The sequence below is a fragment of the Asticcacaulis excentricus CB 48 genome (genome assembly GCF_000175215.2).
Classification (GTDB): domain Bacteria; phylum Pseudomonadota; class Alphaproteobacteria; order Caulobacterales; family Caulobacteraceae; genus Asticcacaulis; species Asticcacaulis excentricus.
Window position 1 is genome coordinate 2130556 of the sequence record NC_014816.1, and the last position, 25548, is coordinate 2156103.

The window sequence follows — 25548 nt, forward strand, 5'->3', positions numbered from 1 at the left end:
AACTCCCCGCTGAATAAAGGGTGCCGATAGCATCGGCGCGCGGCTCAATTATGGCACAGAGATATAGCCGCTGTCGATCAGCCAGTCCGACAAGCGCGCGGGCCAGTCTTTGATTGCGCGCAGGTTCGAGCGCTCACCCATATTGAAGGCATGACCGCCGGCGGCCAATATGTGCGTTTCCACCGGCACCTGCGGCCACGCCGCATAGAGTTGCGAGAGGCGGTCAAGGACCGCCACCGGCCCGTGATCATCGTGCGCCGTTAGGAAGAAGGCCGGGGGGGGTGCCGTCTCAAAGCGCACCGGCACGCCTAAAGGCCCTGGATAGACCTCGATGATAAAGTCCGGACGTGCACTCAGCCGATCCACCGGATCGGCCGCCGTCGCAACCCCCTCAAAGTCCGCAAAAGCCGTCATGTGGACCAGCTCGCCCCCGGCGGAAAAAGCCATTACACCAATGCGTTTGATGCCGTATTCGGCGGCGTGGGCGCGCACCCAGCGCACGGCGCGCCTCAGGTCTGCGGCGCCGTGAGTGGCGATGTCATAATCAGCTTTCGGATTGTCGCTTTCACGCCCCAGGCGGTACTTCAGGGCAAAAGCCGTCACGCCCTGCGCCTGAAGGAAGCGCGACGGTTTCAGCCCTTCAGAGTTGAAGACGAGGTTTTCGTGACCGCCGCCAGGCAGGACGATTATGGCCGTGCCGCTGTTTCGGGCGGGGTCGGGGCGAAACACGGTCACGGACGGATTATTGACGCCCCGCACCCACCAGTCGCCGGATTTTTCAGGCACATCGCGCAAGGCCTCAAAGCCCGGCGCGCCCTTGTCCCACAGGGGCGTAACGACGCCCGCCTCGGGGGCAATGGTCTGCGCCAGCGCGGGCGACAGGCTCAGCACCGAAACGGCGAATGCCAGACTATTGGCGAGAAAACAGGCGCGCATGATCATCCTCCCTTATGTTTGGAAGGAGCATAAAGCGATGTGCGAAAATGTGTATCCGGTTTTTTACAACGCCGTCGTCGCGGCGGCTTCGACCGTGTAATCCGCTGCCACGCGAAGCTCACGCAACGGGCGCACAATATCGATCGACTGCTGATAAAGCGGATGCTCCTTGTAGGCCCGCAAGGCCGTCACATCGGAAAATTCTCCGTAAACCACGACTTCGATATCGTTGCCGAGTTGATCGACCTTTTCATTAAAGGCGACCTCAAGCTTCTGGGCGTGCGGGATCTGCGTAAGCAGGGACAGGCCCTGACGGATGCGGTCGCGGTCGGCGCTATCCTTGCAACTGAACATGACGATGTGACGCAGCATCGGGGCAATCCGTACAAAATGTAACCGCCGCCCCTCTTAAAGCGTCAGGCGGCTCAGTCAACCGTCATGAGGGAAAATGCCTGGCTTAAGCGTGCTTATGGCCGCGGCGATGCAGGCGCGAATTGAGATAATGCGCTCCGGCGACAAATACCGCACCGATAATGCTGATAAGGGTTTCATGCGCGGCCACCACAGGCACAAAGGCCGCCGCCGCCAGAAGCCCAAGACCGGTAACGGCCAAAGCGGCCACAAGCGGCTTTTTCCAGCCGCCCGTGCGATGCAGCGCCCAGATGCTTAGCGGCGCGGCCAGCAGGATCAGCAGCTGATGCACCAGATGCTCACCCGCCACCTGTCCCAGCACCGGCAGGGCCGCCACCGCAAACGGCAGAAGCAGACAGTGCGCCAGACACAGGCCCGACAGGCCAATGGCAGTGGCATCCATCCACGAGTTTGGCTTAGGGTCGGGCGCGGTGGTCATAGGGGACGGGGGCTTCGCAGCTTGTGAGCGAGATCGGGCTTCAGACATATGTTATACCGTAACTCTTTGCAAGGGGCGAGACAAAAGATAGCCACCCACATATGTTACTTTATAACATTTTAACAAGCCCGTTTCGCGATTATTTTTCCCACTCGAGATGCACGACCTTGTAGCCATTGGCTTTCAGCGCCTTAAGCATCTGCGGGAGTGCCGCTGCGGTGCTATCTTGACCGTCGTGCATTAGAATAATGCCGCCCCCCTTGGCCTTCAGGCGTTCCAGCAGGCGCGCCGTGAGAATATCCGGCGTCTGATCCGCGAGCCAGTCGTCAATGCCCAAATCGACCGACATCACCGTGATTGTCTGGGCCTTCAGCGTCTCCATCAGGGTCGGGCTTTCAGCCAGAAACGGAAAGCGATAGGCCGGGGCGGCGTGTCCAAAGGTCGCGGCGTAGATGTCCTGTGTTGTTTTCAGATCGCTCAGTTGCGCTTCGGGGCTCAGCTGCGTCATGTTGAGGTGCGTCAGGCTGTGCATGGCCGTCGAATGGCCGCCCGCCGCCACCTTACGCGCCAGATCGGGGTGTTTGGCCATATTGTCGCCGACCATAAAAAATGTCGCTTTAACGCACTGTTCGGCCAGCGCCTTGAGCACCGGCGGTGTGGATTCGGCGCGCGGCCCGTCATCAAAGGTCAGCACCACCTCGCCCGGCTGCAAGGCCAAGGCCACGTGCTGCGCCGTTCCGTAGGCGGCCCCTTCGCGCTTTAGAACCAGCGTCCGCGACGTCCCCAGAGCGTCCGGCGCACAGGCCAGCGCCGTCACCGGCACACAAGCGAGGCTCACACAGGCCGCGACAAGAAGCGAACGAATCATGCAACACACTCCCCAAAGATGATCCGGAGGGACAAACCCGCACGGTCTTATTTGCAGCCATATTGCCTGCATAATCGACCGCTGGAAAGCCGTTACCGCTATCAAATTAAAAAGAGGATACGCCAAGGATGAGCCCCCCCCGCGCCCTGATCTTCGCCCTGCTGGCCTGTCTTGGCCTTGGTCTGGCCCTGCCCGCTGCCGCACAGATCCACGCCACGGCCTCGCTAGATACGGGCTGGCGCTTTCTGAAGGCGGATGCCCAAGGCGCCGAAGCCGCCGCCTTTGACGACAGCGCGTGGCGCGTGGCCACCTTGCCCCACACGGCCAATGCCGGTGATGGCGAAGACGGCCCGACGGCGGGTAAAAGCGACTTTTACCGCGGCACGATGTGGTATCGCAAAGCCATCGAACTGAAAGCCCTCCCCGCCACGAAGCGGCTCTATCTGCAATTTGACGGCGCGGCACTTGTCAGCGACGTGTTTGTCAACGGCAGGTATGTCGGGCGGCACGAAGGCGGTTACGCCACATTCCGTTTCGATGTTTCGCCTTACGTCACCGCTGGGCGCAATGTGATTGCCGTGCGTGTGTCAAACGCCGTCTGGCCGCACATCGCGCCGCCAGGCGGGGACTTTACCGTGTATGGCGGGCTCTATCGCGGTGTGTCCCTGATCGAAGCGCGCGAGGCCGGGTTTGACTGGCTCGATCACGGCTCACCCGCCGTCGCGGTCACCACTCCCACCGTGTCCCCCCAAGGCGCGACCCTGAGGATCCGCGTCGGCCTGCGCAACGGCCGCGCTCACGCGACGCGCTTGATCGTGCAAACGCGCATTTTCGACGCGTCGGGCACCCCGGTCTTAAGCGTTTCCAAAGCCGTTAATGTCGCCGCCAACGGCACGGCCATAGCGGACCTGAAAGGCGAACTGCGCGCACCGCGCCTGTGGAACGGGCGAAAAGACCCCTACCTATATTCCGCAGTGACCGAAATCAGCGACGACCGCGCCACGCTCGACCGTAATTCGGTCGCCTTTGGCATACGTTCTGTTCGTTTCGATGCGCAGAAGGGGCTTTTGCTCAATGGTCAGCCCTATGACGTCAATGGCGTCAACCTGCACGCCAGCCGCGCCGGCAAGGGCGGAGCGATTACCCCTTCTGATATCGTGGAAGACTTCAACCTGATCGACGAGATGGGGGCGACGGCGGTGCGGCTGGTGCACTATCCGCACGCCGAAATGGCCTATGAGGAGGCCGACCGGCGCGGACTTCTGGTCCTCACCGAGATTCCCCTGGTCGGCCACCTGCCAATGGTGACCGAAGCCATACGCGCCAATGCGGCGCAGCAGTTGCGCGAACTGATCCGGCAGAACATCAACCATCCCTCAGTGATCGCCTGGGGGCTTGGCAACGAACTGCACGGCGAAACCACGGCCATAGCCGGCCTGTTCCGCGAACTGAATACCGTGGCCAAGGCCGAAGACCCGACGCGGGCAACCATCTACGCCCATTGCTGCGTCGCCGACGACGATGCCCGCGCCCTCGTCACGGATCAGCTCGGCTTCAACCGCTATTTTGGCTGGTATCCGGAACAGAAGGGCACGATGGGCGACTGGGCCGACGCGTATCACAAGCGCTTCCCGACCAAGCCCTTCGCCGTCACCGAGTATGGCGCAGGTGGCAGCGTCGCGCATCAGGACGATACCCCCGGCGCGGTCGTTCCCGCCTCCGGTTGGCATCCGGAACAGTATCAGACGCTGTATCACGAAACCAACTGGGCCATGCTAAAGGCCCGCCCCTTCATCTGGGGCCGTTTCGTGTGGCAGATGTTCGACGCGGCTTCAGACGGGCGCAACGAAGGCGAGCAGTCGGGCATAAACGACAAGGGCCTCGTCACCTATGACCGCAAGACGCGCAAGGACGCCTTCTGGTTCTACAAGGCGCAGTGGTCTAAGGCCCCGGTGGTTTATATCACGTCGCGCCGCTTCAACCAGCGCTCTGAGCCGCGCGCGGATGTGAAGATCTACACCAACCAGCCGCAGATCACCCTGTCGGTTAATGGCGCGAAACTGGCGACACAAAACGCCGTCAATGGGGTCGTGATCTTCAAAAGCGTGCCACTCAACCCCGGCGTCAATACGATACAGGCCGAAAACGGCGCCTATTACGACCGCGTGCGCTGGGCTTATTCAACGTCGTTGGAAACCCTTATCCCCACACCCTGACATTGAATACACTTTGCATTTGCCACAATGGCGATTAAGCAAGCGGTATACCAAAAAAGGATAATCGCATCGTGTCGCCCCGCCCCCGCCTTCAGGATATTGCCCGCATCGCCGGCGTGTCGGTGGCCACCGTGTCGCGCGCTCTGTCCGATTCGCCGTCGGTCAACCGCGTCACTAAGCGGCGCATCTGGTCTATTGCGCGCGAGCACAACTACTTCGGCGATGCCGAAGCGCCGGTGCCGATGTCCGGTGCCAATGCTACCATCGCCATCGTCATCCCGCCGCCGCACGGGCGCGAGGGGCGATTCTCTGACCCCTTCTATCTCGAAATGATCTCCGATGTCGGTGAAGCGGCGCGCGACATGGGCTGCGACCTCCTGCTGTCGCACCTAACCCCAAAAAATCAGCACGATCTGACGTCACTAATGCACAATATTCGTGCCGACGGTGTGATCTTTCTGGGGCAATCCTATCTGCACGAACGCTTCAACCACCTGATGAAGTCGCACCGCAACTTTATCGTCTGGGGAGCGGAGATTGCCGGCCAGACCTATTGCAGCGTGGGTTCGGATAATCTGCACGGCGGGGCGCGCGCCACGGCGCATCTGGCGCGGCTGGGGCGGCGACGCATCGCCTATCTGGGAGATGTCGGCGAAGCCCAGGAAATGAAACAGCGCTATCAGGGCTATCTCAACGCCCTGAACGCCGCCGGGCTCGACTTCGACCCGCAACTGATTGTGCCCTGTCACTTCGAGATGGAGTCGGCGCAGGCCGCCGTCACCCACCTGCTTTATAAGGGCATAGAATTTGACGGCATCTTTGCCGCCTCAGACATCATTGCCCTGGGGGCCATCAAGGGGCTGACACGCGGCGGTCGCAGCGTGCCGCAGGACGTCTCGGTCGTCGGCTACGACAATATTCAGCTCGCCGCCTATGCCCACCCCATGCTGACCACTATTTCACAGGAGCTGGCGCGCGCCGGCCGCCTGATGGTGTCGAAGCTTCTGGGGTCGCTCAATGAAGGTGAAATGCTGTCTGAGCGCCTTTCGACCGAGCTGGTCGTGCGCGAATCCTGCGGCGGGTAAAACCCTCAGATTGACGCAGAGGCAGATGTTAGCGCTATCGTAAAATTTGCAAAATTCTGTAATTTTTTGCATTAATATGCAAAAATAATACCCCTGATACTGAATATGTTTTCGGTGCAATTAGCTCGCAAATGCGAAAAAACGCGGGAAAATCCGTCCTATTGTCGCACAATTGCGCGTAAAACGTTACATCAGAGCCACAAACAGCCTCAAAGCGTACAGGAAATCCGGCGCAATATTTTCACTCAGTTGCAAAAACATTAACTCCGTGTCATAGACCCCGAACACGGCCCAACAGAGGCTGGCTATTGAGAAGATACAGGGACCAGAGTGTTGCCACGCGAACCAGAAGAGTTTGCGATCAATAAGAGACAGTCAGGAAGGCTCTACATCATGAAAACCGGACACGGCACTTTCCGCCGCGCCACCTTGCTCTGCAGCGGAGCGGGCATCGCGCTCGTCACCTCGCTGGCCCTGTCGGCGCCCGTCATGGCGCAGGACACCGCCGCGAAACAGGGTGACGATGGCGTCACCGAGGTGGTCGTCACAGGTATCCGTCGCGGTATCCAAGACGCCATTTCCGCCAAGCGTAACTCGACCTCCATCGTCGAAGCCGTCTCGGCCGAAGATATCGGCAAGCTGCCGGATCAGTCGATCGCCGAATCCATCGCCCGCCTGCCCGGCATCGCGGCGCAGCGCACCAATGGCCGCGCCCAGTCGCTCAGCGTGCGCGGTCTGGGGCCGGACTTCACCGTCACCACGCTCAATGGCCGCGAACAGGTTTCGACCAATGACGGGCGTGGCGTGGAATTCGACCAGTATCCGTCCGAACTGATCTCTCAGGTTCTGGTTTATAAGACGCCGAACGCCTCCATGCCGACGCAAGGCATCGCCGGTACCGCCGATCTGCGCACCGTGCGCCCGCTGTCGTTCGGCAAGCAGGTCGTTGCGCTCAACTATCGCCGCGAACAGAACTCCAATGACGCCTTTATCGGCGGGTCGAGCAATACCGGCAATCGCTACGCGGTCACCTATATCGACCAGTTCTTCAACAAGACTTTGGGTGTGGCCATCGGCTACGCCTCGACCTCTTCGCCGTCGCAACTGCAAAAGTGGGAAGCCTGGGGCTATACGCGTAACTTCTACGGCACCGGCAACACCATCATCGACGGCGCCAAGCCCGAAGTCGCCTCGTCCAACCTTGATCGCGACGGCCTGATGGCCGTGCTGGAATGGAAGCCGAACGACCGTCTGCACATGACCGTCGATGCCTACCATTCGGAATTCAACGAGACGCAACTGCGTTCGCGCATCGAGTTCCCGCTGTTCAATCCGGCCAACAACTCAGGCTCGTCCGCCTGCCCGACGGGCTGCGCCGGGGCCGCCGTGCCGCCGGGCTGGGACGGTCAGACGCGTCTCGTCTCCTACACCGCCTCTAATGGTCTGGTGAACAGCGCCACCTTCTCCGGCATCAAGACGGTGCTTGGCAACTACGTCACGCAGCGTGAAGCCACGCTCGACAATATCGGCTGGAACACCCGCTATCGCCTCAGCGACAACTGGCTACTCGAAGCCGACCTGTCGCACGCCAAGGTCGATCGCACGGACCTGATTCTGGAAACCACCGCCGGTACGGGCCTTGATGGTTCCGGCGCGCTCGACACCGTGACCATCAAGCAGTCGGGTCAGCAAGGGGCCACCATTACCTCGGCGCTCGACTACACCAACTACGGCACCATCTTCCTGACCGACCCGCGCGGCTGGGGCGGCGGTACGCAGGCCGGCTATCTGAAGAATCCGACCATTGTGGACGAACTGGACATCATCCGTCTGGCCGCCACTCGCACCTTCGACAACAATCCGCTGTTCTCGAAAGTGTCATTCGGCATCAACCGGACGGAGCGCTCGAAGTCTAAGGTCGGCAACGAAGGCACGCTCACACTGTCAAAGGCTGCCACGCCGGTCCCGATGTCGATGGCCGTACCGGAACAGTATCGTCGCGGCACCACGGCGCTTGATTTCATCGGCATCAAGGGCATGATCTCCTACGACGCGCTCGGTATGTACAATGGCGGCGTTTATACCTTCCGCCGCAACGTTGCGGCCAATGCCATCAAGAACACCTGGGCGGTCGATGAAACCGTCACCACCATGTACGTCATGGCCGACATCAATACCGAGCTCTTGGGCAAGCCGCTTTTGGGCAATATCGGTGTCCAGCAGCAGCACGCCGAACAGACGGCGACCTCCATCTATACCGGCGGCACTGTTTCACCGGATAATGGCCAGGTCATCACCGGCGGCACCGACTATAATGACGTCCTACCCAGCCTGAACCTGAGCTGGGAAATCTTCGACAACACGCAACTGCGCTTCGCTGCGGCTAAGACGCTGTCGCGTCCGAAGATGGAAGACATGTCGGCGGGCTTCAGCTACGACACCTGCCGCAATCCGTGCGCCACGGTTACGGGCACGGGCGGCACCACGAACTACTACTGGACGGCCAATGGCGGCAACCCGGCGCTTGAACCATGGCGGGCGACTTCTTACGACCTGTCGATCGAAAAATACTTCGGTCGCAAGGGCTATGTCGCGTTGGCCCTGTTCAAGAAGGACCTGACCTCCTACGTCTTCGACGCGCGCACCACCTATGACTTCAGCGACACAACGAAGTTTGCGGTCAATCCGAACCAGCTGGGGGCCGGCCTGCCGGCGCACCCGGCCCAGACCAACCGCGTGGGCATTTATTCGACCAAGCTGAACGGCGACGGCGGTTATATCCGCGGTCTCGAATTCTCGGCCTCCATCCCGGGTGAACTGATCACGCCATGGCTGGACGGGTTCGGGGTGATCTACAGCTTCACCAAGAACGAGTCGGAGATCAAGCCAAACGGCACGACGGCCATCCCCATCCCCGGCCTGTCGGAGAAGGTGGAAAACACCACCGTCTATTATGAAAAGTACGGCTTCTCGGCCCGCGTCTCGCAGCGCAAGCGCGATGACTTCCTGGGCGAAGTGCCCGACTATCAGAACAATGCCGAACTGGTCATGGTGAAAGGCGAATCGATCGTCGATGCGCAGCTCTCCTACACCTTCCAGAGCGGGCCGTTGAAGGATCTCAGCATCCTGCTGCAAGGCAACAACCTTACCAACGAGCCGTTCATGACCTACTACTCGACCCCGGCCGAAGTGCGTAAGTACGAGGACTACGGTTCGAGCTACATCATCGGTATCAACTACAAGTTCTGATCGCTCAGAACATTTCCCCGGTCGGAGCGCAAACGCTCTGACCGGAGAGTGGACACCCGCTTCGGCGGGTGTTTTGTTTTAACTCTTCCGCATTCGCTGCCATTTTCCGGGAACAGGCATGGTCGATACAGTTCAGCGCATCGTTATCGCCGGCGGCGGCACGGCCGGTTGGATGACCGCCGCCGCCCTGTCCCAGATCATGGGGGAACAGCTTAGCCTTACTCTGATCGAGTCTGAAGAGATCGGCTCGGTCGGCGTCGGCGAAGCGACCATTCCGATGATCGCGCACTTCAACGCTCTTCTGCGCCTCGACGAAAACGACTTCCTGCGCGAAACCAAGGGAACGATCAAGCTGGGCATCGCCTTTGAAGGCTGGCGGCACGAAGGCCACAGCTATATGCATGCCTTTGGCACACTGGGGCGTGATCTGGGCTCGGTGCCGTTTCATCACTACTGGCTTCAGGCGCATCTTGAGGGGCAGGACGACGATCTTTGGGCCTATTCACTGAACGAACGCGCCGCCTATGCCAACCGCTTCGCACCGCTGAACCAGATCCCCAATACGCCCCTGCCCGGCATACCCTATGCCTATCATTTCGATGCCTCGCTTTACGCCCTTTATCTACGCCGACTGGCCGAAGCGAAGGGGGCGCGCCGCATCGAAGGGCGCATCCGCGACATTGCCCTGCACGCCGAAACGGGCCACGTGACGCGCCTCAGCCTTGAGGATGGCCAACAGGTCGAGGGCGATTTGTTTATCGACTGTTCCGGCTTCCGCGGTCTGCTGATCGAAGGGGCACTGAAAACCGGCTTCGAAAGCTGGAAACATCTGCTGCCGTGCGACCGGGCCTACGCCGTGCCGTGCGAAAGCGTTTCTCCACTCACCCCTTATACCCGCTCCATCGCCCGCGAGGCCGGCTGGCAATGGCGCATCCCGCTTCAGCATCGCACCGGCAACGGCTACGTCTTCTGCAGCGACCATATCTCAGAGGACGAGGCCGCTACCCGCCTTTTGTCGCGCCTGGATGGCCAGGCGCTGGCTGATCCGCGCCTCATTCGCTTTGAAACCGGACGGCGGCGACTTCAGTGGAACGGCAATGTCATTGCGCTCGGCCTGTCATCGGGCTTTATCGAGCCGCTGGAGTCGACCTCCATCCACCTCATTCAGTCGGGTATAGCGCGCCTGATCACCCTCTTCCCGCATCGCGGTTTCGACCCGGCTGTGGTGGGCGAATATAACCGCCAGAGCGCGCTGGAGTTTGAGCTGATCCGCGACTTTATCGTCCTGCACTACCACGCCAATGAGCGGCACGGCGAAGCCTTCTGGGATCAGGTGCGCCACATGCCTATCCCCGAGGCGCTGGCGCACAAGATGGCGCTGTTCCGCGCCTGCGGCCTCATTCAGCCCAACCCAAACGACCTGTTTCAGCTTCCTGCCTGGCTTCAGGTCATGGTCGGGCAAAATGTCTGCCCCGCTGCCGCGCACCCCTTCGTCGCTGCCGTGCCCAATGCTGCGCGTCAAGACTATCTGGCCAATCTGCGGACCATCATTGGGCGGACGGCAGATGGCCTGCCGACGCATGACGCCTATATCGCCCAGCATTGCTGCGCTGTGTAATTTGCTACCTGCGCCTTAAGGACTGTTACGGACGCACACATTTAATTTTTATTTTCGGAACGCTACCCATAAGGTCATAGTAAATGCGGGGCCTGATGCTCCATTGCCTGCTGAGAGACGCCTTATGATCGAAAAGAAGAACACCATTCTTGTAGTCGATGACGAAGACGAAATCCGCAAGATGCTGAACATCTTCCTCGATGTCGCCGATTTCAAGGTCGTCGAGAGCGAGAACGGTAAGCAGGCCATCCGCCTGTCGGCTTCGGTCAAGCCTGACCTGATCCTGCTCGACCTAGGTCTGCCTGATATCGATGGCAAGGAGGTCATTCAGACCATCCGTCAGTGGTCGAACGTGCCGATCATTGTGCTGACCGCGCGCTCGGAAGACATGGACGCCGCACCGGCTCTCAATCTGGGTGCCGACGACTACGTCACCAAGCCGTTTTCGGCCGAAGTCCTGTTGGCGCGCATCAATGCTAACTTGCGCAAGTCGGTCGTGCGCGAAGTGGGTGAACCCGATGTGGTTAATGGCCCGATCCGCATGGACCTTGTACGCCATGAAGTGTTTATTGACGAAAAGAAGGTTCCTTTCACGCCGAAGGAATACGACCTGCTGCGCTTTTTCCTCGTCAACCGCGGCCGCATGCTGACGCACAAGCAGATCCTCAAGGAGGTCTGGGGTCCGGCTCACGTGGACGACACCCAGTATCTGCGCGTCTATATTGGTCAGGTGCGCGAAAAGCTGGAGACCAAGCCGGGGCTGTCGAAGTCCATCGTCTCGGAATCCGGTATCGGTTACCGCATGGAGATCGTCGCCGAAACCGCGGCCTGATCACCCCCGGATCAGGTCCCCAGGGTCGATTCCCCCGATCGCCCTTCGGCCCCTTCCTGCGAAGAAACGGCGGCCCCCGTCCCCAGGGGCCGCCGTTTGTTATTTGGACATGTTAAGCCGAACGCAGCGGCCTATCCGCGCGTCTTATAACGCTGCCATTTCCCACAGACACCAGCGCCCCGCCATCGCGTCCGCACGCCAGCGCCCTATACTCCCCGGCATGACCTCAAACTCTGCGGTCTGCGCCTTGGGCGTCAGCCATTGCGCCAGCGTCATCGTCATATTGACACCCAACAGCCCCCTTTGGTTCTGGTAAAGACGTATTTCAACGGCGACTATCTAAGGCCTTATCTGGCGCTTACGGACGCAGACTTTAGCTCGTTTTGTATCCTTACGCGTTCAGCGCGATGCTGATCTCAGCAACAAACATCCCTATGGAGGATTTCCAATGCTGAGATGGGTCATCACCTTCTTCATTCTGGCGGTTGTGGCCGCCCTGTTCGGCTTTACTGGCCTAGCCGGTACCTTTGCCGATATCGCCAAGTTCATCGCCGTCGTTTTTGTGGTGCTGTTTATCGCTGGCCTCGTCTACAGCGCGCTGACCGGACGTCGCTCAAGCCCTCCGATGTGAAGCCGTTGAATCCATGACATAAAGCCCCGCCCTCACCGGTGGGGTTTTTTACGCTCGGATTACCAAAAGTGGGAAGCGGTTTCGGGAAACACATGCCACACCACCAAAGAATCAAGACGCAAGGAAGGCTGCCGTCGCCTGCATAGTTTCCCTGGCATAGAGGATGCGGCGGTGGCCCAGTCCAGGCAGGGGATGAAGGGTCACGTGGTCCCCGGCCGCGGCAAAGCTTTCGGCGCTGAGGAACAGCACCTCCTGATCCTCCGGCGCGTGCAGAACCAGTGTCGGCAGCGGATGGGCCTTAAGGATCGCGTCGCCCATAAAGGCTTCGACCGGATGGCCGGTCAGGCGCTTCACATGGTCTTTGAGATACACGGTGGCCTCTGGTGACAGGTCGTGGCGGCGCGCAAAGGTATCGAAAACCCGCGGCATAGAACAGGGGGCGGCGATCAGCACCAGCCGCCCGTAGTGAAGCGGCGGCAGATCGCCGACCAGCTCCGACAAACCGGCAAACGCCACCGCGCCCCCAAACGAATGGGCGACCACGCCGTGCCACGGCCCGGTAACGGCATGCAGTGCGTGCAGAGCCGCCACCCCCAGCGCTACGTGCAGGCGCTCACCGTCGGAGCGCCCATGCCCCGGAAAATCGAGCGCCACCACGTCGAAGCCTTCGCTAACCAGCGCCTCGACAAAGAACGTCATCACCGCCGCCTGGCCGGTCCAGCCGTGCAGCAGCACCACCGTCCCGCGACCGTTTCCGGCAAAGCGATAGGCCTGAAGCTCGCCGCCTTGAAACGGAATGCGCAGCGACTCAGCGGCACTCAGACGCTCCGCCACCCGCACCATCCCCTTTTGCGCAGCCTCGGTCAGCGGTTCCGGCGTGCAGAACAGCTCAAACAGAAGGTCGGCTTGCGCCTTGGGCGATTGCGTCGCGGCATCCGGTTGCACAGTCATCGATCACAGCCTATTCTGTTCAAGATTGAACCATAATTAGTTCATAGTTGAACAAATCGCAAGGACGGAAATGACGCAAGACACCCCGGCCCCGACCGGCCAAATGCCGTGGGAGCTGCCGCGTTTTCGCAACTGGATCGCGGTGGCGCGCGCCCATCAGATCGTCGAACGCACGCTCAATGCCAGGCTGGCCCCGCATGGGGTGCGCATCGCCCACCACGATATTCTGGCCAATATCTATCGTTTTGCCGGTCTAACGCAGAACGAACTGGCGCAGCGGCTGCTGGTTGGGCGCTCCAATCTATCGATGCTGCTGCCAGAGCTGGAAAAGCGCGGCCTCATCGAACGGCGCAGCGATGCGGCGGACAAGCGCGTGCGGCGGCTGTGGCTGACCGAGGCGGGACGCGCTCTGACCGAACAAACATTGGCCGTGCAGGCGGGCGTGGTGAGCGATATGATGACAATCCTCAGCGACGCTGAATGTCAGGCGCTGGGCGACTATATGCGCCGCATCACGGCGGGTATGGCGCAGTGGTCCGAACCGGATCGCACTTAAACCAGCACCGCCGTTTTCAGAAGACGATCCGCCAGGTCGAGCAACTGCCTGCCCTCAAACGGCTTGGCGATACCGGCATCGGCCCCGACACGACCGGTCGCGTTCAGCGCATCGGTTTCACTGAGCTGTCCATCCAGACCTGCCGACATGGCGATCACAGGCACGGCGGGCCAGGTCCGTTTGATATAGCTCATGCCCTTGATGCCGCCCATGCCGGGCATGAAGACGTCACAGACCACAAGATCGACGTGGGCGATATCGACATCGCGGAAGGCCGCCTCCATCGATTCAGCATCCGACACACGAAAGCCGCCAAATTCCAGCGCGCCGCGGATAAAGCTGCGCAAGGTCCGGCTGTCGTCGATCACCAGCACGTGCTTTTTTCGTGTGCGGGTACTCAGATCCTTGAACGCGGTTTGAAATATACGCCTCACGTCACCTTCGCCGAACGGCTTGCGCAGGATGAAGTCAGCGCGCGCCTGACGCGCTTTGCTCAGGGTTTCTTCGATGCTTTCCTGCGATGACCCCGCCGTCATCAAGATAATCGGGGCCGTTCCGCTGCGTTTACGAAAGGCTTCTATATGCGCCAGCCCATTCGTAGTCCCGACAAAGATGTCCATGAACAGCGCCTGCACCGAAAACGAGCTAAGCGCGTCATAACCTTCGCGGAAGGTCGGAAAATGGATGTGGCTCCAGCCGGGTTGCGCCGAAATCAATCGGCCGATCATCTGCGCCTGCACGGCGCTGTCCTCGATAATGAGCGCGGTCGAATGGGTCATGCGGTCCTGAGACGATCCTTTGTCTGGCGGGGAGGCCCTTTGGTACGCCACCGGCTGCGGCGGCAATACTGAACTCTGCGGTTCGCATTGTCTTTTAAAGGGGGCTTGTTAAGCCTTGGTAACCAAAACCGCGAACGTTCATAACCAAACGATCAGCGTTATTTCTCCCCTCCGGTCGAGGCCAGCTGCACCGGCACGTAGAGGCTAAACACCGCACCGGTTTCGGGGTGGTTGCGCACCTCGATACGCCCACCCAGAAGCGTCATAATCAGCTCGGCAATCGACAGGCCCAGACCTGTCCCGGCATTCTGCTGATCCTGCTTTTGCAGGCGCGTATATTTGTTGAAAATGGCGCGCATCTTGTCAGGCGGGATGCCCGGCCCGTGGTCGCGCACGTGCACAAAGGCCTCTTCGCCCGATGCCCCATAGTCGATATCGACCACCGGGGCCTTGCCCGTATGTTTCAGGGCGTTCTCAATAATCAGGCCAACCACGCGCGACAACAGCACCGTATCCGTGTGAAAGGCCTCGGCGCCGCCCAGATCATGCAGGCGAATTTCGCCCTTGTCTTTCAATGGCCCCAGCCGCGTGATAGAATCGCGGATCAGCGGCGTCAGATTGGCCGCTTCCTCGCGCGCCTGGACGGCGCGGCTTTCCAGCTTGGCCATGTCAAGGATGTTGGTGATAAACTTGTCAAGGCGATAGGCTTCGGACAGGGCGGACGTAATCAGCGAGCGCCGCTTCTCTTCCGACAGCTTGGCTTCAAGCAGGGTATAGACCTCCAGCGAGCCGATAATGGTCGCCAGCGGGGTTTTCAGATCGTGGGATACGGCGGATAACATCTGACGGTACAGCGCTTCCTTGAGTTGGGTTTCCTGCGACGGATCAAGCCCCGGAGCCGGTTCTGCCTTGTCCACGCTGACCTCTGTATCCATAACCAACCCCAAATGGGTGTCTGCGGTCAGAGACATATCTTATTCCGGGACACAAGGCCAAACGAAACACCCCATTGGGTCATTTAAAATACCCATCAGGGAGAAGAGATTACTGGGTTTGCGTGAATTGCAAGCGTAGCGCGTGTTGCAGCCGGGTGATTCGTCGCAGCGCGCGATTCAATTCATCGATAAGCCGGCCCTGATCCGGCGTCGCCACCTGACCACCCTCGCCTTCCAGCCGCAGATAGTCGTCAAGCTGCGCCGCCAGATGCACGCGGGCATCCTCCAGTACGGCCATGCCGATTTCACCCAGTTGTCGCGCGGCCTCAAGTCCTTCGGCATAGCGTGTCGCCCAGGCGTTGAGCCGCGAGATCTGCGCTTTCACATCGCTTTTGAGGTGCACCGTTTCCACCCCGCTCAGCAAGTCCTGAAGATCGTGCCTAAGGTGCTGGGCGTCTTCGATATCGAGGGTGAAATCCACCGGCACAGACAGCGTCTTTTCGGCCTCTGACGCGGGGTCAGGGGCCTCATCGGTCTGCGCCATCGCGGGCGGATCAGCCGGGCGGGCGGAACTCAGGGTGGGATCGCGTTCGACTGGGTCGGACATGGTTATCTCCTTGTCCCGAAACCCTAATCCGACGTCCGCAAGGGCGCAGTGCGGAGCCGCCACCCGCCTATAAAGGGACAGTAAAGAGCCCTACGCCAGGGTCATTCCCCGTAGTTTTTGCGCCAACAGTCCCGGCTGGATCGGCTTTGACAGATAGTCATCCATACCCGCTTCGATGCAGCGCTCACGGTCCCCGGCCAGAGCGTGTGCCGTCACGCCGATAATGCGATACCGGAAACCTCTTGCCGGCTCCAGTTCGCGGATACGCCGCGTGGTTTCAAAGCCGTCCATTTCGTGCATCTGCACGTCCATCAGAATGGCGTGGTAGGGGGTGTCATTATCCTTCAGCAGGGCCAGTGCCTCAATGCCGGACTCCGCCGCCTCCGCCTCATAGCCCATCTCTTCCAGCATCAAGGTGGCCACTAAAACGTTCGGCGCATAGTCTTCGACGATAAGTACCCGTGGCCGCTCACCCGGCCCCGGAGACGGCACAGGCGGGCGATCATCATCGGCCAGCGCCATTACCGCCACCGGCAGGCTGAGGCGCACGCTAAACAGCGACCCGCGCCCCTCTTCGCTCTCCACTGCAATCTCACCGCCCATCACCTCAACCAACGCCCGCGCAATTGACAAGCCAAGACCCGATCCGCCAAAGCGCCGGGTGATCGAGGCGTCGGCCTGAGTGAACTTGTCAAAGATCTGGCTGCGCTTGGCTTCGGGAATACCGATACCGGTGTCGCGTACCGCTAAACATAAATCGACCCGGTCACCGCGCGCTTGGGCCTCACCGATCAGTTCGATCTCGCCGCGCGCTGTAAATTTGAGCGCGTTGGAAATCAGGTTCATGACGATCTGCTGCAAGCGCGTGCGGTCGCCGCGCACCGTCACGCCTTGCGTATGGTCGGTGAGGGCAAAATCCAGCCCCTTGCGCTCAATATCCTGCGCAAACATCATCTTAAGGTCTTCCATCACATCTGCCGGACGGAAGGCGGTGGACTCCAGATCGATCTTATTATCTTCAATTCTGGAAATATCGAGAAGATCATTGATCAGCCGCAACAGAAGCTGCGCGTTGGTGCGCAGCGTCTCTACAATGCGGTACTGATCGTCATTGAGCGGTGATTTGATGAGAATATCCGAAAGGCCCGTCACCACGTTGAGCGGCGTTCGAATCTCATGGCTCATCGTGGCCAGAAAGTCAGTCTTGGCCTGCGACGCCGCCTCGGCACGCTCCTTGGCCGCCTGAAGCTCCTGCCGCTGGCGTTCGTTCTCGCGCAGCAGGCGTTCTTTGGTAAAAGCCGCCTGCATAACGGCAGGCAAAAGATCGAGATAGGCCTGATTGATATCCTTCACCGCATAGTCAGCCGCCCCCAGCTCCATAGCCTCCAGCGCGATGGCTTCGTCACCGCCGGCGGTGAGGATAATGACCGGCGTCGTGACCTCGCGCGCCTTCAGGGCCTTCAGCGTCTCAAGGCCATTCATACCCGGTAGGTTGTAATCGAGTAGGATCAGGTCAAACTCCCGCTGCGCGATCACCTCAAGCCCCACCTCGGCTGTGACGGCCAAATCGACCTCAAGGCTATGGCGGCGAAAACGTTTTTGCAGCAGGCGACCCAACGCCTCATCGTCCTCAATATACAGGATGCGGGTCAGGGCGGGGGAAGACATCGGCATCTTATTTCACCACGGTGTTGGGAACCTTCACCACCGCAAGCATCAGTCCCAGCTTGCGGATGGCGTCGGAGAAATTGTCGTATTCGACCGGCTTGGTGATATAGACATTGCAGCCCATCTCATAGCAGCGATCGATCTCGCGAGGATTGTCGGTCGTGGTCAGTACGATCACAGGTATGGCGCGCGTGGACGGATCGCCCTTGAGGCGGCGTAGAATCTCGTAGCCGTCGATATGCGGGATGTTAAGGTCAAGCAGCACCAGGGTCCGTTCATGGCGTTCGGCGGTCTGGGCCGCGCTGAGGTGCTCGCCGAAGAAGTAGTCGATGGCTGCAGCACCGTCTTCGAAATGGCGCACAGGATTGCCAATCCCGGCGCGCTCCAGATTCTTGCGGATCAGACGCGCGTGACCGGCATCGTCTTCGATCATGACCAGGGTGAACTGATCGTCAAAGGCAGGGACCATCATGGGTTCAGGCTTCCATCGCAATATCGGTTGCAGGGCGTGCCGCTTGGCTCAGGCGCGGGCGTTTGGGCAGGCGCACATGAAAGCGCGTCCCTTCATCAATTTTCGAGTCGAACCAGATGTCACCGGACAGGCGCCGCAGCGTCGCCTTGACATAGGCCATGCCGAGCCCCAGCCCGCCGACCTCGGTCGTATTGCGGGCTCGGCGGAAGATCTCAAATACCTTCGGCTTGTCGATATCGGCGATGCCACGGCCATTATCCGAAACGGTGAAGATAAAATCGTGCAGCGTCTCACGCACAGATACGTCTATCTTTCCGGTAACATCCGGCCTCAGATATTTAACGGCATTATCGAGCAGATTGCCGAAAATCTGTTCCAGCGCCACGGGGTCGCTCATAATCTCCGGTAAGGGGTCACAGCTTATCCCGATCCCCTTCTGCGTAATGTCATACCCCAGCGCGCCGACACATTTATCGAATATAGTCTGAGTGTTAACGGGCTCGATCGAATAGACACGCTTACCGATGCGCGACAGGTCAAGGATGGCGCGCGTCAGGCTGTCCATGCGCTCGACACCTTTAGCGATAAAACTCAGCGACTCCGGCACGTCCTCATTCAGGGCCAGATCAAGCGTCTTTTGATGCTCTGGTGCAAAGTCCTTCTGATAGGGGGTGATGGCATTGGTCACCTCCTTCATGGATATTTCGAGTTCCTTGGAAAAGCCCTTCAGATTGACCAGAGGCGCACGCAGGTCGTGCGAGGTGATGTAGGTGAAGGTTTCCAGATCGGCGTAGAGCTGACGCAACTCCTCTTCGCGCTGCTTCTGTTCGGTAATATCTGCGTGGGTGCCGATCATGCTCTTGATGCCGCTGAAATCGGCCCCCGTGCCGACGCCGCGAGACAAAATCCAGCGATAGCTGCCGTCCTTGTGCCGCATGCGGAAGATGCTGCGATAAGTGGCATCCGTGCCCTCCATATAGCGGCGCAGATCGGCGTCAGCCGCGTCGCGGTCGTCCGGGTGGATCATGTCGCGCAACACCTCCCAACGGTTTTCCACCTCGTCCGGCGCATAGCCTAGCATCGCCTTGTAGGCGGCCGAACAATAGACATCACCGCTGACAAAATTCACCTCAAACAGGCCGTCGTTGATGCCTTCGGTGACCTCGCGATAGCGCTGCATGACGGCCTCCTGCTCGGCCAGACGATTGCGGAAGTCGGCCTCCAGATTGAGGATCGTCACCGTCCCCAGCAGCATGACCCCGATCAGCAGGATGCTCCCGATGACCAGCGTAAAGAGAAAATCAGAACGCGCCTTTACCACCTCCGCCGCCTGAAGCCGCACCTCGACCAGACGCCGCACATTGGTGGTCTCCAGCGCGCGGCGCACGTGCGCCATGTCGCGCACCTGTCGTTCAAACGCCTCGCGCGTCAGCGCCGCCCCTCGTCCCAGCCGGCGGTTTTCGACCTGATCGTCGAAGGTCTTGCGCAATGCGCGAATATTGTCGAGCCACAAATAGATGTCGCGCGCCGCCTGCGGATCATGACGCAACACCAAGGTGCGATAGGCCGACAGATCACGCTCAAGCATATCGCGCGCCGTACGGTAGCTGGTGAGCGTCGCCTCCTCGCCGGACACCAGATAGGCGTGGACCCCTGTTTGCATGTCGAGCAGATCGACCAGGACGACCCGGCTTTGACGAATGGCCTCGTATTCAAACAAGGAGTGTCGGTTCTGGTCCTGGATGCGGTTGTAATGGGCATAGACAATGAACGAAAAGGCCACCGTCGCGACCGACAGCAGGACAAACAGCACCAGATAGTACCGTCGCTGCCGCAGCAGCTTTTGCCACATCATGCCCTTTGCCCCATCCCGCCCAATTTAATTCAGAAACGCAAACGCAGGCCCTGAAGCCCTGCGGCATCAGAACCTGCGAAACTCGGAAATGTCCAGCCTAAGAGCCGGCCTAATTCTTGGCGTCCTTGGCGGCGTCGGAGACGGCTTCGCCCCCGGCCTGAACGTCCTTGCCGGCACCCTCAATGGTGTTACAGGCCGACAGGGCCGGAACGGCTGCCAGCGCAACGCCGGCAATTACGATCATCTTGGCGATCTTGTTGGTCATGTGCTTAGTCCTTTTCAAATGCCCCATCTTGTGCAGAGCTTGCCGCCACACCGGTAATGGGTCCATGCCGTCGACAGAGGCATGAATAAATAAATCATAAGAAAAATCAGAGGGCCGTCTTACGACGACTTGATTTTCCACTCTTTAGGCCGTCGCGAAACGCACGCCACACCGACACGGCCCCTGCGGCAGTGCGCGTCACCACGCCCTGCACCTCGCGCTCACCTGGCAGGTTCGAGGTCTCGCTGATCAGATGCTCAAGCGTCCCCTGCACGGCGCGCCGGGCGCGGCCGATGGCCACCAGCAGGACAAGGCCCACGGCGATGACCAGTGCGGCAACAATGCCGCCCGCGACCGGCGGGGTAACCCCTAGCGCCTGCAAACCGTGAAAGGCCAGGAGCAGCAAGACCGAAAGCCCGAGGGCCAGCGCCACCAGCGTAAACACCATCAGTCCGACCAACACGCCCAGCGCGCTTAGAAAGGCCAGGGCCTGCGACCGCACCTGGCGAAAGCGCTGACGCACAAAAAACAGTTCCGCCACACGTAACAGCACAGACATTGGCAACCCTTTCACAACCGATACAAAAAAGGGCGAAGCCGCTGTGGACCTCGCCCTTGAAATCTGCAGACGAAACGCGGATCAGCGCTTGAGCATCATGCCGATCAGAACACCAGCGCCGAGCGCCAGAAGGCCCGTACGTACCGGGTTTTCGTGCACCTCCTTGTTGAGGCGGCCACTGGCCTTGTTCAGATGACCTTGCGCATCGTCGAAGATATGACGCAGCTTCGCGCCGGCTTCGTTGGCGCGCGAAGACAGGTCATCGGCCACGTGGCGCGCGGTCTTTTCAACGCCATCTACGGTGCGATCGGCTTCCGAACGGACGTCGTGTTCTGCCAGAACCTTGGTAACTCCGGCGGCGGCTTTGGTGGCGGGGGACAGCATAAATCTCTCCTTTGAGGGCGTGCGGTATGGGGGAGGAATGGGGGTCACATCCACACGGACCGCGGGGCGGGGGGGGATGTCTGACACGGATGGCCGTCTGAGACAGCATTCAAACGAGGATGGGGGGGGGTATCTCGTTTTCGTCCGTGTCGTGGTCCGTGTGGATGTGATGACCAAACCCTATCGGCGCGGCTTTAAGGATGCGATGCCTATGGCTGAAAGCAAAAATAAGGGGCGGATAAAGGCGCCTTTCCTGATTTTTTACTTACGCGCAACCCCTTGCAAACCCGGCGAAAACTGACGCGGCTCGGGCGCAGGGTGAGGACAAGGTTGTGGCGCTTAAATGGTTCCGCGACCTTCCCTACCCCGCTTCATCAAGGAGATTAGACATGGGCGATATCAAAGGCTCGATTAAGGAAACCGCCGGCGGCGTCGAAGAGGAACTGGGCGAAGCCCTGAAAAACGACAAGATGGCCGAAGACGGTCGCAAGTTGCGCAACGAAGGCCGCATCGAGCAGGGCAAGATGCCCAAGGTGAACCCGGTCGGCTCCGAAAAGCCTTAAGCCATTCTGACGTCAGACCGCTAGCAACGCAAAACCGCCCTGATCTGCAAAGATCAGGGCGGTTTTTCTTTTATCCCTCCTTGCGCAAATGCAAGGAGCTGTAAGACAGCTCTTACAAGCGCATCACTTTCGCTGTGCTGGCCAGAGGCTCGGTGGTTTTGAGCGGGTTTCTGAGCGGGTGGACGAAGGGGCGGGCATCGATTTCGAACACGTCGCCTGTTTGCGTCTTCACACCGTCGGCAAAGCTCGCTGTGGCCGTGCCAAAGCAGTGCACGTGCACATCGCCCGGCACGCGGAACAGCTCGTACTTGAAGTGGTGGTGTTCCAGATTCTCAAACGTGTGGGACATATTGTCCTCACCGGAGATGAACGGCTTTTCCCAGATCACTTCGTTGCCGCGCACGATCTTCGACGTGCCTTCCACGTGGCTCGGCAGGTCGCCGGTCAGAATCTCGACACCCAGAGACGCCGGGCGCAGCTTGGAGTGGGCCAGCCACAGATAGTTCTGCTTCTCGGTCACGTGGTCGGAGAACTCATTGGCCAGCGCAAAGCCAATGCGATAGGGCTGTGCATCCTCACCGATGACGTAGATACCGGCCATTTCCGGCTCCTCACCGCCGTCTTCGGCAAAGCCCGGCGACACCAGCTCCGCGCCCGGCCCGACCAGTGCGTAACCATTGCCCTTATAGAACCATTCCGGCTGAGCTCCGGCGGTGCCCGATGCCGGCTTGCCACCCTTCACGCCCATCAGGAACATGCGCATCGAGTCGGTCAGATTTTCTTCGCCACCTGCGTCTTTGGCCTTGGCGTGCATCTTGTCGCGGCCCTCAGCGGAGCCCAGGTGCGTCAGACCCGTCCCGGTCAGGTGCAGGTGCGCCGGGTCCGGATGGTCAATCGGGGCCAGCACGCGCCCTTCGGACAGGGCCAGCGCGATATCGACCGCCTCGCCGAGGCCCTGCTGCGCCACCTGATCAGCAATAGAGCGTTTGGCCGCAATAGCGGCCTTGGCCAGCTCATAGGTCGTGGTCACGCCCACAATAACCTTAGCCGAACCGTCATCCTCGGCAGCGGCCACGCCGCGCGTCCCGTGGGCATCGACAAACTGGATCAGGCGAAGGGTCATGGATCACTCCCAACAAATATTGCTCTTAAAACTCAGACAATTGATTGTGACTTAGGCCCGCCTTTGCGGTTTGTCAAATCGTGTTTATGATCATACGAAGATTCTCGTACACTCGTCTCTGCGCGAGCAGGGAAACGGAGGATTAGAGCGCAATCCGAAAAAGTGCCATAAAAGCGTCTTGGCACTTTTCGCAAAAATTGCGCTACCCAACAGAAACTTAGAGCATTCGGCGGCTCAACTGAACCGATGAATGCTCTAGACAGGGACCTGCATGACCGATACCCGACCTGCCGCGACGTTTGACCGCTCTGCGGCTACCGAAAGTTCCGCTTACGGCGTGCATTTCCAAGGCCGCCTGCACGGGGCGCTGGCCCACCGGCTGGGGGTGGACATCCTCAAGGGCGTCTATAAGCCTGGCGAGGTCCTGCCCAATGAGATCGACTCGTCCTCCACCCTAGACATCTCGCGCTCGGCCTATCGTGAGGCCATCCGCATTCTGGCGGCCAAGGGCATGGTCGAAAGCCGCCCCAAGGCCGGGACGCGCGTCACGGCGCGTCGTCGCTGGAACGTGCTCGATCCGGAAGTGCTGGGCTGGATGTTCGAGACCGAGCCGTCGGAGGACTTCATTAAGGGCCTGTTTGAGCTGCGTCTGATCACCGAACCGGCGGCGGCCGAGCTGGCGGCGCTGCGCCGCACGGACGAGCACCTGCGCCTGATGGACAGGGCACTCGACCTGATGGAGGCCGAGACCCTGGCCACCGAAGCCGGGCGCAAGGCCGATCTCGACTTCCACGACGCGCTGATGCACGCCACGCATAACGAAGCCCTCGCCTCACTCAGTCATTCGATCGGGGCGGCGGTCGCCTGGTCCACGCGCTTCAAACAGCGCCATCAGGCCCTGACCCGCGACCCCATCCCCGACCACCGCCGCGTGTTTGACGCCATCAAACGTCAGGACTCAGGGGCGGCCAGATGGTGCATGGAATCGCTCATCCGCATGGCCCTCGACGACACCCAGCGCTCCATGCAGACCCAGTACCTCGAACCGAGGGGGTAAGGGATTTAGCCACGAAAAGCGCCAGGCAACACAAAATCGCAGGCGGATGACGCGGCGCGAAACGCCCCAAAATCAACCTGCCACAAGGGTTAATTGCCCTTTGGCCAAGGCAGGTCCAACACCGCCTTTGGTCCGTTTCGTGTTTTTCGTAGCCAGTTCTGTCTATTCAGCCTTAGCCTTGACCAAGGGTGAGGTCGCTTCCAGCAGGCCATTTTCGCGCGCCACCAGAGTGGGGATCAGGATCTGACCCGTTACATTGGTCGCCGTGCGCACCATATCAATAATGCGGTCGATGGCCGCCAGTAGCGCAATCCCTTCAAGCGGCAGGCCCGCCGTAGAAAGCGTCAGGGTCAGCATGACCGTCGCCACGCCCGGTACGCCGGCGGTGGCCAGCGACCCCAGCATGGCTGTCAGGGCGATAATCACATAGTGGCTCTGGGTCAGCTCGATATGAAAGTAGTTGGCCACAAAGATCGAAGCGATGGCCGGATAGATGGCCCCACAGCCGTCCATCTTCATATTGGCCCCCAGCGGCACGGCAAAGCCCGCATAGGCCGGATTAAGCTTCAGCTTTTCGATGGCGGCATTGAGCGACACCGGCAGGGTGCCCAGCGACGAGCAGGTAAAAAAGGCCGTTTGCTGCGCTTCAAACACCCCCTTGTAAAACGACACGACGCGCAGGCCATGCAGCTTAAGCAGGATGGGATAGACGACAAACACGTGGATCACGCAGGCCAGATAGATGGCCCCGATGAAGCTCAGAAGCGGCGTCAGGCTCTCAAGTCCATAAGACCCGACCACAGAGGCAATCAGGCCAAACACGCCAAACGGCGTTAGTTGTATCACCCAGCGCGTCAGCTTGAACATCAGTTGGCTGCCCTGAGAGACGAGGGTTTTGAGCTCGCTCGCGCGGTCGCCTAGGGCACTGAGGCCCGCGCCTACAAACAGGGCAACAAAGACCACGCTCAGGACCTGACCTTCGGCAAAGGCTTTGAAAATATTGGTTGGCACAATGCCGATCAGCACGTCCTGCACCGGTGGAATGACCTTGGGCTTGACGTCGGCCAGCGGCAGGCCGCTCAGGCCGCGGCCCGGCTCGATCAGATGGCCGATGGCAAAGCCCAGCGATACGGCCAGACCCGCGGTGATGATGAACCATACGATCGTTACCACCCCCAGTCGCACGGCCTTACCGCCGCCGCCCTCGCCCAGTGCCCCCTCTCCTAGTCGCGAAATAGAGGCCGCGATCGTGAAGAAAACCAGCGGCACAACCAGCATCTTGATCAGGTTAACAAACAGGTCGCCGATAGGCTCAACCCATGGCACGGCCTGCTGACCGAAGGCCACCCCCACCCCGGTCCCCAGCGCAAAAGCCACCAGAACGCGCAACCAGAAGGGAATTTTGGACATGTCGAGCCTCATAAATAGACGCACGAAGATAGGCCGAAACGGGGACGGTGCAAGCGAGGAAAAGTAACGGCTGAAATTA

General features: G+C 60.0%; 26 protein-coding genes. 9 read left to right on the forward strand and 17 right to left on the reverse strand.

Going from position 1 to position 25548, the window contains the following annotated elements; translation table 11 throughout:
• Positions 1–48: 48 nt before the first annotated feature.
• The 4 genes from ASTEX_RS09835 to ASTEX_RS09850 all read right to left on the reverse strand — a co-directional run bounded on the left by ASTEX_RS09835 (position 49) and on the right by ASTEX_RS09850 (position 2654).
• Complete coding sequence (locus ASTEX_RS09835; protein ID WP_013479473.1) at positions 49–936, reverse strand: alpha/beta hydrolase; 888 nt, start codon at positions 934–936, stop codon at positions 49–51.
• A 63-nt stretch (positions 937–999) separates the two neighbouring features.
• Positions 1000–1308 carry a Dabb family protein gene (locus ASTEX_RS09840; protein WP_013479474.1) on the reverse strand — a complete coding sequence of 103 codons (309 nt, stop codon included), beginning with the start codon at positions 1306–1308 and terminating at the stop codon, positions 1000–1002.
• Between the two features lie 85 nt (positions 1309–1393).
• The gene (locus ASTEX_RS09845) at positions 1394–1786 is read right to left on the reverse strand and encodes a MerC domain-containing protein (RefSeq protein WP_013479475.1); all 393 of its coding nucleotides are present in this window, start codon (positions 1784–1786) and stop codon (positions 1394–1396) included.
• 139 nt (positions 1787–1925) lie between these two features.
• Positions 1926–2654, reverse strand: a complete 729-nt coding sequence (locus ASTEX_RS09850; RefSeq protein WP_013479476.1) for a polysaccharide deacetylase family protein — start codon at positions 2652–2654, stop codon at positions 1926–1928.
• Positions 2655–2782: 128 nt separating this feature from the next.
• Between ASTEX_RS09850 and ASTEX_RS09855 the strand changes: the two genes are divergently transcribed.
• From ASTEX_RS09855 to ASTEX_RS09875, 5 genes are all read left to right on the forward strand, one after another.
• Positions 2783–4870: a glycoside hydrolase family 2 protein gene (locus ASTEX_RS09855; protein WP_013479477.1), complete on the forward strand. Its 2088-nt coding sequence runs from the start codon at positions 2783–2785 to the stop codon at positions 4868–4870.
• Positions 4871–4941: 71 nt separating this feature from the next.
• Positions 4942–5955 (forward strand): LacI family DNA-binding transcriptional regulator, encoded by a 1014-nt coding sequence (locus ASTEX_RS09860; protein ID WP_013479478.1) that lies wholly within the window; start codon positions 4942–4944, stop codon positions 5953–5955.
• Between the two features lie 393 nt (positions 5956–6348).
• A complete protein-coding gene (locus tag ASTEX_RS09865; RefSeq protein ID WP_013479479.1) occupies positions 6349–9204 on the forward strand; it encodes a TonB-dependent receptor in 2856 nt (951 codons plus the stop codon).
• A 118-nt stretch (positions 9205–9322) separates the two neighbouring features.
• Positions 9323–10822, forward strand: coding sequence for a tryptophan halogenase family protein (locus ASTEX_RS09870; protein WP_013479480.1), 1500 nt, complete (start codon positions 9323–9325; stop codon positions 10820–10822).
• Between the two features lie 124 nt (positions 10823–10946).
• Positions 10947–11654 (forward strand): response regulator, encoded by a 708-nt coding sequence (locus ASTEX_RS09875; RefSeq protein WP_013479481.1) that lies wholly within the window; start codon positions 10947–10949, stop codon positions 11652–11654.
• A 144-nt stretch (positions 11655–11798) separates the two neighbouring features.
• On the opposite strand, the gene ASTEX_RS20510 is transcribed toward ASTEX_RS09875, so the two are convergent.
• A complete protein-coding gene (locus ASTEX_RS20510) occupies positions 11799–11936 on the reverse strand; it encodes a hypothetical protein (protein WP_168148094.1) in 138 nt (45 codons plus the stop codon).
• Between the two features lie 166 nt (positions 11937–12102).
• Here ASTEX_RS20510 and ASTEX_RS09880 point away from each other — a divergent pair, with 166 nt between their 5' ends.
• Entirely contained in the window at positions 12103–12285 is a 183-nt protein-coding gene (locus ASTEX_RS09880; RefSeq protein WP_013479482.1) for a DUF1328 domain-containing protein, read from the forward strand.
• A gap of 111 nt (positions 12286–12396) precedes the next feature.
• Here ASTEX_RS09880 and ASTEX_RS09885 read toward each other — a convergent pair whose 3' ends face one another.
• Positions 12397–13236: an alpha/beta hydrolase gene (locus tag ASTEX_RS09885; protein WP_013479483.1), complete on the reverse strand. Its 840-nt coding sequence runs from the start codon at positions 13234–13236 to the stop codon at positions 12397–12399.
• 70 nt (positions 13237–13306) lie between these two features.
• Between ASTEX_RS09885 and ASTEX_RS09890 the strand changes: the two genes are divergently transcribed.
• The gene (locus tag ASTEX_RS09890; protein WP_013479484.1) at positions 13307–13792 is read left to right on the forward strand and encodes a MarR family winged helix-turn-helix transcriptional regulator; all 486 of its coding nucleotides are present in this window, start codon (positions 13307–13309) and stop codon (positions 13790–13792) included.
• On the opposite strand, the gene ASTEX_RS09895 is transcribed toward ASTEX_RS09890, so the two are convergent.
• The 9 genes from ASTEX_RS09895 to ASTEX_RS09935 all read right to left on the reverse strand — a co-directional run bounded on the left by ASTEX_RS09895 (position 13789) and on the right by ASTEX_RS09935 (position 21316).
• Positions 13789–14571 (reverse strand): response regulator, encoded by a 783-nt coding sequence (locus ASTEX_RS09895; protein ID WP_013479485.1) that lies wholly within the window; start codon positions 14569–14571, stop codon positions 13789–13791. The genes ASTEX_RS09890 and ASTEX_RS09895 overlap by 4 nt on opposite strands.
• Positions 14572–14729: 158 nt before the next feature.
• On the reverse strand, positions 14730–15542 hold the full coding sequence (locus ASTEX_RS09900) for a sensor histidine kinase (RefSeq protein WP_013479486.1): 813 nt from the start codon (positions 15540–15542) through the stop codon (positions 14730–14732).
• A 73-nt stretch (positions 15543–15615) separates the two neighbouring features.
• Entirely contained in the window at positions 15616–16113 is a 498-nt protein-coding gene (locus tag ASTEX_RS09905; protein WP_013479487.1) for a hypothetical protein, read from the reverse strand.
• A gap of 90 nt (positions 16114–16203) precedes the next feature.
• The gene (locus ASTEX_RS09910) at positions 16204–17781 is read right to left on the reverse strand and encodes a response regulator (protein WP_245532493.1); all 1578 of its coding nucleotides are present in this window, start codon (positions 17779–17781) and stop codon (positions 16204–16206) included.
• Between the two features lie 7 nt (positions 17782–17788).
• Positions 17789–18253 (reverse strand): response regulator, encoded by a 465-nt coding sequence (locus tag ASTEX_RS09915; protein ID WP_013479489.1) that lies wholly within the window; start codon positions 18251–18253, stop codon positions 17789–17791.
• Positions 18254–18257: 4 nt separating this feature from the next.
• The gene (locus ASTEX_RS09920; RefSeq protein WP_049781652.1) at positions 18258–20108 is read right to left on the reverse strand and encodes a sensor histidine kinase; all 1851 of its coding nucleotides are present in this window, start codon (positions 20106–20108) and stop codon (positions 18258–18260) included.
• 109 nt (positions 20109–20217) lie between these two features.
• A complete protein-coding gene (locus tag ASTEX_RS09925) occupies positions 20218–20373 on the reverse strand; it encodes an entericidin A/B family lipoprotein (RefSeq protein WP_013479491.1) in 156 nt (51 codons plus the stop codon).
• Positions 20374–20479: 106 nt separating this feature from the next.
• Positions 20480–20932, reverse strand: coding sequence for a hypothetical protein (locus ASTEX_RS09930; protein ID WP_013479492.1), 453 nt, complete (start codon positions 20930–20932; stop codon positions 20480–20482).
• An 81-nt stretch (positions 20933–21013) separates the two neighbouring features.
• Positions 21014–21316: a hypothetical protein gene (locus ASTEX_RS09935; RefSeq protein ID WP_013479493.1), complete on the reverse strand. Its 303-nt coding sequence runs from the start codon at positions 21314–21316 to the stop codon at positions 21014–21016.
• A gap of 389 nt (positions 21317–21705) precedes the next feature.
• Between ASTEX_RS09935 and ASTEX_RS20515 the strand changes: the two genes are divergently transcribed.
• Positions 21706–21879: a hypothetical protein gene (locus ASTEX_RS20515; protein WP_013479495.1), complete on the forward strand. Its 174-nt coding sequence runs from the start codon at positions 21706–21708 to the stop codon at positions 21877–21879.
• Positions 21880–21991: 112 nt separating this feature from the next.
• Here the strand turns inward: ASTEX_RS20515 and araD1 are convergent, their stop codons facing one another.
• Complete coding sequence (gene araD1 / locus ASTEX_RS09945; protein WP_013477923.1) at positions 21992–23002, reverse strand: AraD1 family protein; 1011 nt, start codon at positions 23000–23002, stop codon at positions 21992–21994.
• 271 nt (positions 23003–23273) lie between these two features.
• Between araD1 and ASTEX_RS09950 the strand changes: the two genes are divergently transcribed.
• On the forward strand, positions 23274–24059 hold the full coding sequence (locus ASTEX_RS09950; protein ID WP_013477924.1) for a FadR/GntR family transcriptional regulator: 786 nt from the start codon (positions 23274–23276) through the stop codon (positions 24057–24059).
• 162 nt (positions 24060–24221) lie between these two features.
• Here ASTEX_RS09950 and ASTEX_RS09955 read toward each other — a convergent pair whose 3' ends face one another.
• Positions 24222–25469, reverse strand: a complete 1248-nt coding sequence (locus tag ASTEX_RS09955; protein WP_013479496.1) for a dicarboxylate/amino acid:cation symporter — start codon at positions 25467–25469, stop codon at positions 24222–24224.
• Positions 25470–25548: the final 79 nt, after the last annotated feature.